The sequence below is a fragment of the Pseudarthrobacter ribosi genome (assembly GCF_055412865.1).
In genome coordinates this window covers 1-14454 of sequence record NZ_JBVAYZ010000035.1, presented here as the reverse complement: position 1 = coordinate 14454, position 14454 = coordinate 1, and the positions used below count along the sequence as shown (strand labels likewise).

The window sequence follows — 14454 nt, the reverse complement described above, 5'->3', positions numbered from 1 at the left end:
GGACACTACTTTTCAGGGGGAGATCGTGCTTTCCGAGCGCGAACTGGCGTTTATCGCCATTCACAAAGACAGCTATCCGCGGGTCTACCGCTTTGTGCGACGGCGGGTGGAATCGGCCGAGATAGCGGAGGAGCTGGCCGCGGACGTTTTCCGGGTGGTGTGGCAGAAGTGGGGCGAGGAGCCGCGGTCCGACATGGCCTGGCTGCTGACCGTGGCCCGCAACCTGGTGGGCAACGCCTACCGGAGCCGGGACCGCCAGCAGGCGCTGAGGGACAAGCTCAGGGCCGCCGCCGTGGTCAGGGGCGGCGAGGACTCCGACAACGTCGCCGTCCAGGATGCCATGGCGCAATTGCGGGACAAGGACCGGGATATCCTCCAGCTCGCGTACTGGGACGAACTGAGCATCGCGGAAATCGCCGGTGTCCTGCAATGCAGTGAATCCGCAGCCAAGGTCCGCCTGCACCGGGCACGGGCTGCCTTCCGAAAGCACATGCCGCTCGGTGCCGAATCGATCATGGCTGAAGCGACCACACAGAAGATGGGTGCCTGAAATGGATCCGATCAAGAACAGAATTTCCGCCACGGACCCCGTGCACAACGATCCGTCCGTGCCCGATGGCGAAGCGGCCCTGCACCGGATGCTCACCGAACCGGCCGCATTCAGCGACACCGGTCTGGCCGGTGTTGCCCCCCTGGATGAGGTCCGCCGACGCCGGCGTTCCCGGATCGCCGGGGCCCTGACGATCGCGGTGGCAGCCGTGGCCGCGGGCGTCCTGGTCGCCACGAACCTCGGCGCGCTCAGCACGGCGCCGGAACCGGCGAGCAGCGTTGTGGCCACGGACTCCCCGGCCCCCGCCAGCCCCTCGGCGACGCCGACCGCGACCCTCAGCGCCACACCGAGCGCCGCCCCCGCGCCGCCGCCGGCCCCGACCGCCTGGACCACGTTCACCGACTCCAGCGGACAGGCCACGTTCGAACATCCTGTGGACTGGCGGGTGGCCGAGTCCCTGCTGACGGCGGAGACGGGACTGGGCTATTGGACCAGCGACATCGCCGTCACGAACGCGGCCGGGAAACCGGTCGCCCGGCTGCGCACCATCCCGCAGGCATCCGGAACCGGAGCGCCGGCGGTGTCCTACCAGACCCTCGACGCCGTGACCCTGGACATCCCGCAGGCAGCCTCCGGCGGCGCCCGGACCGGCCCGACCCAGTTCAAGTTCCGCATCCTCGAAGGAGCGGCGGTCTACGGTGCGCTGACGGTCGACTCGAGCGGCGTGCCGGCGTCGGGGAAAGCCGGCCAGCTGCTGTCCTCGGTCCGGACCCCGGAGGGCGTGCCGGCCATCACGTTCGGGACAGGCCAGGTCCTGACGGCCGATGGCCGGGACGCGCCGCTGACGTTCCGGTCCGTGGCCGAGGCGAAGGCCTACATGGCCACGCAGGAGTACCAGGATGTGAAGCGCATGCTCATTTCGCTGGAACTCAGGTCCGTCACGAAGCCGCCGGTCTGGAAAAACCACACCAGCGCCAACGGGCTGGGCAGCTTTGACTACCCGGACAACTGGCAGGTGGCCAGCCGCGAAGGCGGCCGCTACACCGACGTGACCGACGAGAACGGCCGCGTGCTGCTGACCCTGGGTTTCAACCAGACGCGCAACCGCCCGAACCTCATTTCCCCGTGCACGGCCTTCACCGTGCTGGACAGTGCGGCCATGAACTTCCCGTCCAACAGGCAGGGCGAGCGGGCCATCGGCCCCCGGTTCATCTTCCGGGTGTGGGACGTCAGCCAGCTCGGAAAGCCGGCGGTCCCGTTTGTCGGCAACCTGGGCATTGCGGATGAGAGCTGGGGAGTGGATGGAACCACCTGCGACCCGCAGAACGTCGTCAGCGGCCTGCCCTCCGGAGAGTACTTCTTCGCCCAGAACTACAACACCGGCGACGCGTCGGACCTGAAGTTCCAGTCCCTCGAGGATGCACGCCGCTACATGGAAACGGCCGAGTTCGCAACGCTCAAGCGCATTGTGATGTCACTGAAGATCAACGGCTAAACGGCAATCGACACATTGGGGATATGACATGGATACAACCAGGGACAACACCACGGGGACGGCAACATTCAGCGACGACGGAACGCCGTGGGATTCCACAACACCCGCAGCCACGCGCCGCCGGTGGCCGTGGCTGGCTGCGATCGCGGCCATCGCCGCGGCCGCCGTTACCGCCGGGGTGCTTGTGGCCGGGAACCTCACCTCCGCGCCGGCGCCGGCCGGACCGGCCGGCGGCGTGACGGCTCCCACCGCGCCGGCGTCGCCGGCTTCAGAGCCGAGCGCGACACCTTCGGCGAGCCCAACCGTCCCGCAGAGCGCCGCGGCAACATCCCCGGCACCCTCCCCGGCCACGTCCCCGGCAACAGGGGGAAGCGTCGCCGGTCCCGCGAGCGGGCGCTACGTCAGCGCCTCAGCCGGAGCCTCCTTCGATCTGCCCGACGGCTGGACGGCGGAGGAGTTCACCGCCGGATCCGGCGACAGCCCGGGAACCCGCGTCATAGTCTTCAACGAGGCCCGGATGCAGGTTGCGGAGCTCTACCACGGTGCCGGCGGCGGGGTGGGCGGCGCGTGCGGCCCGGGTCCCTATCCCATGACGGAGCTGGATACGGCGCCCGCCCTGGACGGGCCGTGGGCTGCGGCGGCCGGCGTGCGGTTTTCCTACCGCGTCCTCGATATGCGGGCCGACGGCGGAGCCTTCGCCTACCAAATCGGGCTCGTCGACAACGTGAGCGGGCAGCTGACGGACAGCTGCCTCATGTACTCCCTCGTCACAGGTGCGCCCAAGGGCGCGCTGTCCTTCGCAGACCGGGCGGCCCAGAGTCCGGCGCACGATGACCCCATCTTCAACTCGATGGCCGAAGCCAGGGACCACATGCTGACTCCGGAGTACCGGAAGCTCAAGGCCCTGATCCTCAGCCTGGACATCAAGGCCTAGCAGCCAACGACAGACGGGCCGGCCACCTCCCAGAGGTCACCGGCCCGCCGTCGTGCGTGCTGCAGGAACCGACGCTAGGCCAGGTGCCGTTCCTCGACGCCGTTGTATTCGCTCAGCGGGCGGATCAGGGAATTCGAGTCCAGCTGCTCCATGATGTGCGCGGTCCAGCCGGTAATGCGGCTGGCGACGAACAGCGGCGTGAAGGTCGCGGTGTCGAAACCCATCAGGTGGTACGTGGGACCGGCCGGGTAGTCGAGGTTGGGCTTAATGGCCTTGGCCTCGTCCATTGCCGACTCAAGGCCGTTGTACAGCCCCAGCAGTTCCGGCCGGCCGTAGTACGCGATCATCTTGTCCAGGGCCGCCTTCATGGTGGGCACCCGGGAATCGCCGTGCTTGTAGACACGGTGGCCGAAGCCCATGACCTTCTTCTTGTGCGCCAGGGCGTCCTCCATCCACACCTTGGCCCGGGTGTGAGCCTCCTCCAGCGACTCCTCCGGACGGATGCCGATCTCGTCGAAGGTGTGCATGACGGCCTCGTTCGCGCCGCCGTGCAGCGGGCCCTTCAGCGCGCCGATCGCCCCGGTCACGGCCGAATGCAGGTCCGAGAGCGTCGAGGTGATCACCCGGGCGGTGAACGTCGAGGCGTTGAAGGAGTGCTCGGCGTACAGGATCATCGAGACGTTGAACGCCTCGACGACCTCCTGGACCGGCTCCTCGCCAAAGGCCATCCAGAGGAAGTTGGCGGAGTAGCCCAGGTCCTCGCGCGGCTCCACGGCGTCCTGGCCGTGACGGCGGCGCTGGTCGTAGGACACCACCGCCGGCATCGCGGCGAACAGGTCCACGGCCTTGGCCATGTTCGCCTCGCGGGAGGAGTCCTCGGCGAGCGGGTGCCGGGCACCCATCACGGAGGCAGCCGTCCGGCAGACGTCCATCGGATGCGAGGTGGTCGGCAGCGCGTCGATGACCTGCTTGACCACGGGGTCCAGCGGGCGCCCGGCGCGTTCCCGGGCCGTGAACTCCGCCAGCTGCTCCGGGTCCGGCAGTTCGCCGTTCCAGAGCAGGTAGGCGACTTCCTCGAAGCTGCACGCGGCGGCCAGTTCCTGCACGGGGTAGCCGCGGTACAGCAGTGAATTGGTGTCCGGGTTCACCTTGGAGACCGCGGTGTAATCCACCACGACGCCGGCGAGGCCCTTTTTGATTTCTTGTTCAGCCATGCTGAAACTCCTTTGTTCCTGTCGCCTGTTGAACCGGCCGGAGCCGGAAGTCGGATGCGGGGGGCTTATTGACCCGGGATCTGGAAATTGAAGACCCCGGTATCGAAGCTGTTGTACGCCTCGTAATCCACGAGGTCATACAAACGCGCCCGGGTCAGCATGTTCCCGACCTGGGCCTCCTGGGTACCGTCAGCCTTGATCGATTCCAGCGTACGCTCCGCAGCGCCCATGGCACTACGGAGCAGCGTCACCGGATAGATGATCATGTTGACGCCGACGCCGGCGAGCTGCTCCACCGTGAACAGGGCGCTCTGGCCGAACTCGGTCATGTTGGCCAGGATCGGCACGTCGACGGCGTCACGGATCGCCTGGAACTCGCTGAGGTCCTTCATGGCCTCCGGGAAGATGGCGTCCGCCCCGGCCTCCACGAGCGCCCTGGCGCGGTCCTGCGTAGCCTTCAGACCGTCCGTGGCACGGATGTCGGTCCGCGCCATGATCAGGAAGTTCGGGTCGCGCCGGGCATCGGCCGCCGCGCGGATGCGCTTGGTGGCCGTGTCCAGGTCCACCACGTTCTTGCCGTCGAGGTGGCCGCAGCGCTTCGGGTTGAACTGGTCCTCGATGTGCAGGCCGGCGAGACCGGCGTTCTCGAGCTCCTGGACCGAGCGGGCCACGTTCATCGGCTCGCCGAAGCCGGTGTCGGCGTCGACGATGCTGGGCAGGTCCGTCATCCGGGCGATCTGCCCGGCGCGGGTGGCCACCTCGGTGAGCGTGGTCAGCCCGATGTCGGGCAGGCCCAGGTCATTAGCCAGGACGGCGCCGGAGATGTAGACCCCGGCGAAGCCCTTTTCCTCGATCAGCCGCGCCGAGAGCGGGTTGAACGCGCCCGGGAACTGCTGGATCGTCCCGGAGGCCAGGAGCTCGCGGAAGCGGACCCGTTTCTGCTCCGGGGTGACCTTCGAATACAGCATTTAGAAGAGTCCCTTCGGTGCGGCGGCCAGGTCGATCACGCCGTCGGCGGCCTGGATGTTGAGCTGGTCCAGCTCACCGGCAGCCAGCTCGGGCAAGCGGGCAGCGGCGGCCAGGAAGCGTTCGATTTCCGCTTCGGCGACGAGGCCGGCGGCGAGGGTGCGGAACTTGTTCACGTACTGCTCCCGTGCGAACGGCCGGGCACCCAGCGGGTGGGCGTCGGCGACCGCGATCTGGTCGGTGATGACCGTGCCGTCCTTGAGCGTGATGACAACGGTCCCGCCGAAGGCCTTCTCCGCGATGTCCAGGGAGTGGTAGCGGCGGGTCCATTCCGGGTCTTCGACGGTGGTGACCTTGTGCCACAGTTCCACGGTGTCCGGGCGCGTGGCGCGCTCCGGGGCGTAGGAATCGACGTGGTGCCAGGCGCCGTCCTGCAGGGCGACCGTGAAAATGTACGGGATGGAGTGGTCCAGAGTTTCGCGGCTGGCCGTGGGGCTGTACTTCTGCGGATCGTTGGCGCCGGAACCGATCACGTAGTGCGTGTGGTGGCTGGTCTTGATCAGCACGGACTCCACGTTGGCCGGGTCCGTGACCTCCGGGTGCCCGCCGTGGAGCTTGCGCGCCAGGTCGATCCACGCTTGGGCCTGGTACTCGGCCGAGTGCTCCTTGGTGTAGGTGTCCATAATGGCGCGCTTCGTCTCGCCCGGTGTCGGCAGCGGTACGGTGTAGGAGGCGTCGGGGCCGTCCAGCATCCAGGCGATGACGCCGTCCTCGCCTTCGTAGATCGGCACGGGGGAGGTCTGGCCGCGCATGGCCCGGTCCGCGGACTCGACGGCCATCTTGCCGGCAAACGCGGGGGCGTGCGCCTTCCAGGTGGAGATCTCGCCCTTGCGGGACTGCCGGGTGGCGGTGGTGGTGTGCAGGGCCTGGCCGATGGACTGGAAGATGGTCTCGACGTCGAGACCCAGCAGGGTGCCGATGCCGGCGGCGGCGGAGGGGCCGAGGTGCGCGACATGGTCGATCTTGTGCTTGTGCAGGCAGATGGCCTTGACCAGGTTGACCTGTATCTCATAGCCGGTGGCGATGCCGCGGATCAGGTCCTGGCCGCTGGAACCCACGTGCTGGGCGACGGCGAGGATCGGAGGAATGTTGTCGCCCGGGTGGGAGTAGTCCGCGGCGAGGAAGGTGTCGTGGTAGTCGAGCTCACGGACGGCCACGCCGTTGGCCCAGGCAGCCCACTCGGGGGCGACCCGCTCTTCGATACCGAAGACCTTCGAGCCCTTGCCGCCGGTGGTCGGGCCGTGGGTCAGGGCCTGCGCGCGGGCCGCGACGATCGGTGCACGGTTCAGCGAGGCAATCGCCACCGAGGCGTTGTCGATCACCCGGTTGATCACCATGTCGGTGACCTCGGCGGAGACGGCGACGGGATCGGCGGCCACCTGGGCGATCTTGAACGCGAGCTGGTCCTCGCGGGGCAGGTTTTCCTCGCTCTTGTAAACGCGGACGTGGTGTTCCTTGACCATGGTGCTCCTTTTTAGTGCGGTGGATGCGTGCTATTGCGGTGTGTGCGTGGCTTTGACGTGGGAAAGGCTGCGGTGCAGGTGGAGTGTGGTGGCGGCCTCCGCCAGTCGGGGGTTGCCGGCGGCGATCGCCTCGGCGATGGCGGCATGTTCGGCGGCAGCGGCCGTGAGCCGTTCGGCGTCGTCGGCCGCCAGCCGGCGGACCCGGACGAGGTGGACGCGCAGGCTGCGCATCGCCTGGGCGAGGTAGGAGTTGTGGATCGCGGCGTCGATGGCGGTGTCCAGCCTTCCGACCAGCCCGTAGTATTCGTGCCGGGCCGGATCCCCGGCGCTGATCAGCGAGGGGGCCTGGCACAGTTCGTTGCGGAGCTGTTCGAAGGTGGCGGCGTCGCCGCGTTCGGCGGCCAGCGCCGCTGCCTTGCCCTCGAGGGTTTCGCGCAGCTCGAAGAGTTCGTCGATGTCCTCGAGTGAGATGTCGGTGACGACGACGCCGCGGCCGCCCGCCGTCGTCGTCAGGCCCTCCGCGGTGAGCCGGCTCAGGGCCTCCCGCAGCGGGGTGCGGGAGATGCCGAGCCGCTCGGACTGCTCCACTTCGGCGAGCACCGTCCCGGGCGCCAGACGCCACTCGATGATGTCGTCGCGCAGGGCCGCATAGGCCTTGTCGCTGGCGCGCATCCTGACTCCTTCGTTGGCTGACGATGTCCAGTGTATACACGGATGCTCGGTTTGCCCAGCATTTGCCCTGAATTGGGTTGAGCGGTGGCAGCTTTGTATACATAAGCCTTGTGCCGTGAGCCCGGACACGGCTACCATGAGCACCATCACATCGTCGTGGACGGGACTCATTTTCATGGTTAGCAAGAATTACCGGGACAGCTACGCACGCAGCCTGGATACGCCCGAAGCATTCTGGCTGGAAGCCGCAGCAAAGATCTCGTGGACCACTCCACCCCAGCGTGCCCTCGATTCCGGCCGGAAGCCGCTGTACGACTGGTTCCCCGATGGGGTGCTCAACACGTCCTACAACGCGCTGGACCGCCACGTGGAGGAGGGGAGGGGCGGGCAGGACGCCCTGATCTACGACTCCGCCATGCTCGGCACGCAGCAGCGCTTCAGCTATGCGGAGCTCACGGACCTCGTCGCCCGGTTCGCCGGAGTCCTGCGCAGCCACGGCGTGGGCAAGGGCGACCGGGTTGTGATCTACATGCCGATGATCCCCGAGGCGGCCATCGCGATGCTCGCCACCGCCCGACTCGGCGCCGTGCACTCCGTCGTCTTCGGCGGCTTCGCCCCCAAGGAACTCGCCGCCCGCATCCGCGACGCCGCCCCCGCCGCGGTGGTCACGGCCTCCGGCGGTATCGAACCCTCGCGCCGGATCGAGTACCTCTCCGCCGTCGGGGAAGCCCTCGGCCTGGCCGGGGTGCCGGACACCCCCGTCCTGGTGAAGGCGCGCGACGGCTTCGCCACCTCGGTCGCCGACCACGCCGGCTGGCTGGACTGGGACACCGAGATGGCCTCCGCCACGCCCGCCGCGCCGGTTGACGTCAAGGCCACCGATCCGCTGTACATCCTCTACACCTCCGGAACCACCGGCGCCCCCAAGGGCGTCGTGCGGGACAACGGCGGCCACGCCGTGGCGCTCAGCTGGACCCTGGAGAACATTTACGACATCGGACCCGGCGACGTGATGTGGACGGCCTCCGACGTCGGCTGGGTGGTGGGGCATTCCTACATCGTCTACGGCCCGCTGCTGGCCGGCGCGACGACCGTCCTCTACGAAGGCAAGCCTGTCGGCACCCCCGACGCCGGGGCGTTCTGGCGCGTCATCCAGGACCACAACGTCAACGTGCTGTTCACCGCGCCCACCGCCCTGCGCGCCATCCGGAAGGCCGACCCCGAGGCCGGCCTGCTCGGCGGGTACGACATTTCCAGCCTGCGCACCCTGTTTGCCGCCGGTGAACGGCTCGACACCGACACCTTCCACTGGGCCTCCCGGACCCTGGGCGTCCCGGTCGTCGACCACTGGTGGCAGACCGAGACCGGCTGGGCCATCTGCGCCAACCCGCGCGGGCTCGACGGCCTGCCGATCAAGGCAGGCTCGCCCAGTGTGCCGATGCCCGGCTTCAAGCTGAACATCGTCGACGGAGCGGGGACGGACGTCGAGGCGGGGACGGAGGGCAACATCGTCCTGGCGCTTCCGCTGCCGCCGGGCACGCTGACGACGCTCTGGGGCAACGACGAACGCTACGTCTCCTCGTACCTGCAGGCGTTCGAGGGCTACTACGCCACCGGCGACTCCGGCTACCGGGATGAGGACGGCTACCTCTTCGTGATGGGCCGCACCGACGACATCATTAACGTCGCCGGCCACCGCCTGTCCACCGGCGCCATGGAACAGGTGCTCGGCCAGCACCCGGCCGTTGCCGAATGTGCCGTGATCGGACTCGCGGACCCGTTGAAGGGCCAGCGTCCCAGCGGCTACGTGGTGCTGAAGTCAGGGGTCGATGTGCCCGAGGAGATCCTGGTCAAGGACCTCATCGCGCTGGTCCGGCGCGACATCGGCGCCGTGGCCGACTTCAAGCACGTCACCGTGGTGGAGGCCCTGCCCAAGACCCGCTCCGGCAAGATCCTGCGCAAGACCATGCGCCAGATTGCCGACGGCGAGGACTACGTGGTGCCCTCGACGATCGAGGACGCCGGCGTGATCGACCAGCTCATCGGAACGCTCCGGCCCGCCGCCGCGGGGGAGTAGCTGCGGAATAGCGGTGACGTGTCACGCTGGGCAGGCTTTTGGATCCCCCGTCGGCTACGACGGCGTGATTCCGCTGCCGGGGCCGGGCGGCAGCGGCGAAAGTCTGCATTGAGTGACGGGTTATTTTCCGGCTGTCGCAGCTCTCCCCGGTAGGGGAGCGTAAGTTTCCGAAGTCGTCTGCACGGAATGTCCACACGCGTGTGCACGACCCACTACATGTCCCCAAGGGGAACCCTGAACGGACAGTTAGTTGCCGAGCTCGCAGTCAGCGTTCATAGAGCAGCGCCGTTTCCTAGGACGATGCGTTTTCGGAGGTACTGATTCGTCGGTGGAAGCCACATCAGTACCGTCCCGATTACGACGGGGATAAAGGCCCACATAGGTTCCAGGGAAGGGGCTGCGATGACAGCGACGGCAAACCATGCGGCCACAAGAGTGAGGAGGCCTCTGGCCACTCGAGACCTGTAAAGCATCAGAATGGGAACGCCGATCACGACCACTGTGTATCCGGCCAAAACGGCAAGGGTCCAAGACCCGAACCCACCGGTGTCTCTTAACTCGGGCGGCACGAACAATAGTGGGATCAGCGTGCCGAGGCCGGACCACACACCGGGAATGAGCCAGCACAACACACTGAGGGTGAGACTCCACGGCACCTGCCGGCCATCCACCCGCAACTGCTTAATCACAAGCACCCCAACACCCCCAGCCATACGGCCATTCAACGCTTCCCACTGCTCTCCGTCCAATCAATGCCGGCATGGGCCGAGCCTTGCACAGGCCCTGACCTATTTCTTTTGGGGATCCTCTGCGGGACATATTCAGCGGCAGCGTTCCACGTCCTTGGAATTGGGACACCCATTAGACTCCGCCACTCAGGGAACAGCACCTCAGCGGCGGACGTAGGATTTCGAGATGATCTACAGACCGCTTCTTCCTGGCGAAGTCCTCATCATGCGGACTTTGCTTGATCGTGCGTATGAGCCTAGGTGGAAGGCAGTCGACGTTGAATCCCTGCGGGTTTCCGATATGCACGACGGAGGCATGGGGAGCCTTCTGTTCGACACTGCAAAACCACACCGTGTGTTTGGTCGAGCATTATCGGAAGGCTGGTTCAAGGATGTAGACGGTATTCCGGTGCTGGTTGCCATCTACCTCGACATGGAAGATGAGATCTTCGAACTCGACAGTTGGAAAGTTGACTTTTCGCCAAGGCGCCGACTACCCGAATCCGAGGCGGAGATACATTCCGATCCGGCGGAGATACATTCCGATCCGGCGGAGATGGACTAGCGACCTACGTTTGTTCAAAATCGAAGCTCTCTTTTGGTCGTCGGCAGTATCCCATTTCCTTGGAACTTGCACGCCCAGGTGGGTTATCCCCCACTGAACGGGATTGTCAGTTTGGAAGTCGCCTGCGCCACCTCTGGGTGTGAGGCTCGGGTTCCGATTGGGGAACGCTCGGCGAACGCCACCGGCGGCGGGAAATCCGTGCGTTTATGAGCTAGCGGAGCGCGAGGAATCGTTGCCCGTCGCCGTCGATCAGTGATTTTGTCAGGAAGCGCTGACCCGCCTCGGTTGCGAGACCACCCAAGGACGTGCCTGCCTCAATCAATGGTTCAAGCTGGACAGCGAGAACACCCAGCAGTCGGGTCCGTCGCTCTTCGTCTTCAACTGCTTGATCAAGGTCGAGCAAGGCCTCCAGATTCAGGCGGAGATCCGATCGGACCAATGCCTCAAGACGGCTCTGAACGTGACAGTGCATTAGCTGGGGGTTTGTTGCGGCGCCGACGCCCAAGAGCCAAAGGCCGACGTTGACGTAGTAACGCGGACCGTATTGGGACTTCTGGAGGTTGAGGACGGCGATGGCTTCAGGCCCCGTGACATACCACGAACCGGACTTCTTCGATCCTCCGAGAGACCTGCCGAACTCGTCGAAGGTCGTCTGGATGACGTTGCGCATGCTCATGCGTTGTAGGCTACCGCTCTTCCAGTCCAAGGCTCGGCCGGGACGCCTCCCGCCTGAAATAGGACCCATGTTGGCATGACACAGCACCCATGGGCTTTTAGGATCGCAATCTCGAAGGGGGTCTTGAGATCCCCGTTTGAGGAACGTTGAGCGGACGCTCTATTCCGACTGCGAGAGTGCTCGCTCCCACGCTGTTTGGTTTCGGGCAACATAGTCAGCGGCGGCAAGCCAATGCTCCCCATGCCCGTTCCCATACATCTCGGCCCACGGCTGGAATCCGCTCTCGTTTGAGGAACGTAGAAGTTCGAACATCGCAGCGGCCCGTTTCGCCATAGTGGCCGGCAACGCCTCGCGCAACGCGAGGTCGGCCCCGTAGCCGTCGACCAGAGCGCGCAATCTCGCAGCAGCGGATTCCACCGGTTGCCCTTCAAAGAGCATGCCGAATGACTGCGCGGCGTATGCCAGATCCCACAACCGGGTGCTCGGCCCAGCACCGTCCCAATCGATGAAGACCCACCGATCTCCCGTGATGAGGTTCCAGGGCGCGAGATCGTTGTGGCACATCAGGTTCGGATTCTCCGCTGGCAGCAGCATCTGCCAGCCGTCCGGATCGGGAATCGGTATTAATTCGCTGGCGTCGTGGATGTGGCGAATCATTCTCCCTACCCGCAGCAGGTCCTCGAGCCCCAGCGGTGATTTATCCAGCGCAAGAGTGCCGCTGACATACTCAACCACCTGCCGCCCATGCTGGTCGCAACCAAGCGGCTTTGGGGCGTCCACTCCACGCGCGCGGAGAGCGCCGAGATAGCTCTGTACGACCGACGTTTTACCAATCCAGGGCTTTCGTACGGTCTCACCTAAACGCACCACGCGGCCTGACGCGTTGCCTCCGGTCAGTTCTTGCTCTTCATCGCACATCCCTGCAGGCTAGTGCCTGCAACCCTGACGTCAAACCGGATGAGCTGGTTTGCAACAGGGTGCGGGGGTGTCGTCCCGCAAGGAGTGAGTGCCCCGTTAGCCGATCCATCACCGGACGCTACTGAGCCGCCACGAGCACGTTCACGAGTCGCGAACGCCAGCATCGAGCCCACGCACCAGCGCACTACGCAGCCGACTGACCGCGTGCGACGAGGCCCCGTTACCGACATCCTGGAACGACCCCATGCCGCCTTGGTACAAGGTAAGAGCATTCCGCGTTGCTTCAAGCAGAACGCGCGGGTCTGAGATACCGATGAACTGTTCGTCGAGCCAGTCGGCAACTTCTATCCGCTGCTTGTCCTGTTCTGCGCGGGCCACAGCACGTAGCTCTGCGGCAGCGGCGATTATCTCGTCTCGGAAAACTTCCACATTGTGCTGATTGCGACTCATTCACAAATCCTATGCAGTTGCCAAGCCCTCACACACAGCGACGGACCCTGGACCCGCCGCCCGTAAGCCGGTCGATCACCGTGCCGAGGAAGCCCGCCGCCACTTTCCGCGCAGTGCTGGCCGAGGCCATGTATGTGAATCGCAGCGATAAGTGGCGGGATTTTTGCAGCGCTAAATGGCGCCCCTGGTGCCCCTGGTGCCCGTAAGTCGATCCTTTACCGGGCGCCGCCGCGAGTGAGCGTGACCAGTAACGGTCGTAGTCGTGCGCTGGCCACACCGCATCGTCCGCGGCTCCTGACGCCGCGCCAATTCGCGGAACGCCGACACTGACCTTTGCACGAAACACTGCACGTGTGGAGTTGGTCGCTCTGTGGCGGCGTTTTTTGGTCGCTCCGTGTCGCAACAGTGCCCGTAAGGCGAGCACCTATTCCCAATACATCGCAGCCGCACGTGAGCAGAGGCGCATCTCATGACCGCCGACACGAAACGCCGAGGCTAGTCGACGCACCGGATCGCGTCGCAGACGTTCACGGCTGGGCGTGACGCTCCAACGCGTCCAGAGTCGTCTCGGGCGATGTGTTGAAGCAGAAGGTGATTCCGGGCGATTCCGCATTGCACACGTTGATGATGCGTTCGAAGAGCTCTGTGTACTCCGGGAGCATCCTGATGCCGCCCCCGATCATCACGAGGCCGAAACGATCACGACCGAACGCCGAGCGAATCTCTGCTTCGGCCTCGACCGGGGAGGTGCCGATCAGGCAGTTGACGGCGTCGAAGCCGGCGGCCGTAGTGGCCCCGAACCCCGCTTCGATCCGTTCGGTCATCGTGGCCTCGTCGAGGCCAGGAGGCAGCTTGCTGTAGTCGAGGGCTCGCGCGTGGATGCCGATCATGAGGATTCGAGTCATGGGCCTCATTGTGGCATGCACGCCTCACCAACGAATTAGCCAAACCGCACCACCAATCAGGCGGGCCCGCTGGATCCTTACTCGACCCGCCCCGCCCCAGATGAGCTGCTCCTGTAGTGCAGAGGACTCTTGACGTTCCGTGCAGACGACTTCGGAAAATGACATCGGTGAGCCGGCCCCAGGTTGCGACCGCCCGTTAGACGATCCCCTTACGGGATCAAATGCTCTACCAATCAATGCATCCCTTACGCTGATGCCATGAATAACACCATGAGAGCAACGCTCATTTGGTCGCTGGGGGCAGTTATTTTCTCTCTCGTCGGCGTGTATATCGCATTGAACTCCAACGGCGTTTGGTACAGCGTCGTCTCGGCGGTCATACTTTTGCTCGCCGGTGTTACCTTCGCTGCCCGGGCCCTTCTTTCGCTTCGTACCTCAGATCCCAGTATCTAAGTGAGTAGCCACGCCGCCGCCGTGGCTACGCTCTTGGCCCTACCGAAAGCTGACTTTGCGGCAGACGCGTCAGCTATGGCTGGCGGCAGCTGACAGCTAGAGGCGTCGCGTAGAAGGATCCTCCACCGGCACGTCGGGTCGCCAAGTAGCCTCGACCCGTGCACCATCTGGTTCGATGAGTGAATGGATCATTCGCTGCTGAACTTGTCCGCGCAGAAGCTCGTAACGGGCGATCGGGTCGCGGTTCTCTCCCCGTCGTTCGCGGCGCCTGGACTCGCCCCTGCCGTGCATGAACAGGCGATGCGGCGGCTCACCGCGGCTACCGGGT

The 14454-nt window shown here is 65.4% G+C and carries 14 protein-coding genes and 1 pseudogene; 7 read left to right on the top strand and 8 right to left on the bottom strand.

What is annotated here, in order from left to right:
- Window positions 1-25: 25 nt before the first annotated feature.
- From ACZYZ5_RS20675 to ACZYZ5_RS20665, 3 genes are read left to right on the top strand one after another with little or no spacing between them, the layout of a single operon-like run.
- Window positions 26-550: an RNA polymerase sigma factor gene (locus ACZYZ5_RS20675; protein WP_463904240.1), complete on the top strand. Its 525-nt coding sequence runs from the start codon at window positions 26-28 to the stop codon at window positions 548-550.
- On the top strand, window positions 543-2045 hold the full coding sequence (locus ACZYZ5_RS20670) for a hypothetical protein (RefSeq protein ID WP_463904239.1): 1503 nt from the start codon (window positions 543-545) through the stop codon (window positions 2043-2045). Before ACZYZ5_RS20675 ends, ACZYZ5_RS20670 begins: the two co-directional genes overlap by 8 nt.
- A gap of 28 nt (window positions 2046-2073) precedes the next feature.
- Entirely contained in the window at window positions 2074-2979 is a 906-nt protein-coding gene (locus ACZYZ5_RS20665; RefSeq protein WP_463904238.1) for a hypothetical protein, read from the top strand.
- A gap of 74 nt (window positions 2980-3053) precedes the next feature.
- Here ACZYZ5_RS20665 and ACZYZ5_RS20660 read toward each other — a convergent pair whose 3' ends face one another.
- From ACZYZ5_RS20660 to ACZYZ5_RS20645, 4 genes are all read right to left on the bottom strand, one after another.
- Window positions 3054-4193: a bifunctional 2-methylcitrate synthase/citrate synthase gene (locus ACZYZ5_RS20660; RefSeq protein ID WP_463904236.1), complete on the bottom strand. Its 1140-nt coding sequence runs from the start codon at window positions 4191-4193 to the stop codon at window positions 3054-3056.
- Window positions 4194-4258: 65 nt separating this feature from the next.
- Window positions 4259-5161: a methylisocitrate lyase gene (prpB, locus tag ACZYZ5_RS20655; RefSeq protein WP_463904235.1), complete on the bottom strand. Its 903-nt coding sequence runs from the start codon at window positions 5159-5161 to the stop codon at window positions 4259-4261.
- Entirely contained in the window at window positions 5162-6682 is a 1521-nt protein-coding gene (locus ACZYZ5_RS20650; protein ID WP_463904234.1) for an MmgE/PrpD family protein, read from the bottom strand. It abuts the gene before it with no gap.
- A 30-nt stretch (window positions 6683-6712) separates the two neighbouring features.
- Complete coding sequence (locus ACZYZ5_RS20645) at window positions 6713-7354, bottom strand: GntR family transcriptional regulator (RefSeq protein ID WP_463904233.1); 642 nt, start codon at window positions 7352-7354, stop codon at window positions 6713-6715.
- A gap of 175 nt (window positions 7355-7529) precedes the next feature.
- On the opposite strand from ACZYZ5_RS20645, the gene ACZYZ5_RS20640 reads away from it, so the two are divergent.
- Both ACZYZ5_RS20640 and ACZYZ5_RS20635 read left to right on the top strand, forming a co-directional pair.
- Window positions 7530-9431 (top strand): propionyl-CoA synthetase, encoded by a 1902-nt coding sequence (locus ACZYZ5_RS20640; protein WP_463904254.1) that lies wholly within the window; start codon window positions 7530-7532, stop codon window positions 9429-9431.
- A 915-nt stretch (window positions 9432-10346) separates the two neighbouring features.
- Entirely contained in the window at window positions 10347-10724 is a 378-nt protein-coding gene (locus ACZYZ5_RS20635; protein ID WP_463904232.1) for a DUF6984 family protein, read from the top strand.
- Window positions 10725-10935: 211 nt separating this feature from the next.
- Here the strand turns inward: ACZYZ5_RS20635 and ACZYZ5_RS20630 are convergent, their stop codons facing one another.
- From ACZYZ5_RS20630 to ACZYZ5_RS20615, 4 genes are all read right to left on the bottom strand, one after another.
- The gene (locus tag ACZYZ5_RS20630; RefSeq protein WP_463904231.1) at window positions 10936-11400 is read right to left on the bottom strand and encodes a DUF4304 domain-containing protein; all 465 of its coding nucleotides are present in this window, start codon (window positions 11398-11400) and stop codon (window positions 10936-10938) included.
- Between the two features lie 159 nt (window positions 11401-11559).
- Window positions 11560-12318: a phosphotransferase gene (locus ACZYZ5_RS20625; protein WP_463904230.1), complete on the bottom strand. Its 759-nt coding sequence runs from the start codon at window positions 12316-12318 to the stop codon at window positions 11560-11562.
- A gap of 141 nt (window positions 12319-12459) precedes the next feature.
- Window positions 12460-12768, bottom strand: a complete 309-nt coding sequence (locus ACZYZ5_RS20620; protein WP_463904229.1) for a hypothetical protein — start codon at window positions 12766-12768, stop codon at window positions 12460-12462.
- A gap of 527 nt (window positions 12769-13295) precedes the next feature.
- Entirely contained in the window at window positions 13296-13673 is a 378-nt protein-coding gene (locus ACZYZ5_RS20615; protein ID WP_463904228.1) for a hypothetical protein, read from the bottom strand.
- Between the two features lie 258 nt (window positions 13674-13931).
- Between ACZYZ5_RS20615 and ACZYZ5_RS20610 the strand changes: the two genes are divergently transcribed.
- Window positions 13932-14126 carry a hypothetical protein gene (locus tag ACZYZ5_RS20610; protein ID WP_463904226.1) on the top strand — a complete coding sequence of 65 codons (195 nt, stop codon included), beginning with the start codon at window positions 13932-13934 and terminating at the stop codon, window positions 14124-14126.
- A gap of 183 nt (window positions 14127-14309) precedes the next feature.
- A pseudogene (locus ACZYZ5_RS20605) lies at window positions 14310-14454 on the top strand (LD-carboxypeptidase); the annotation flags it as partial.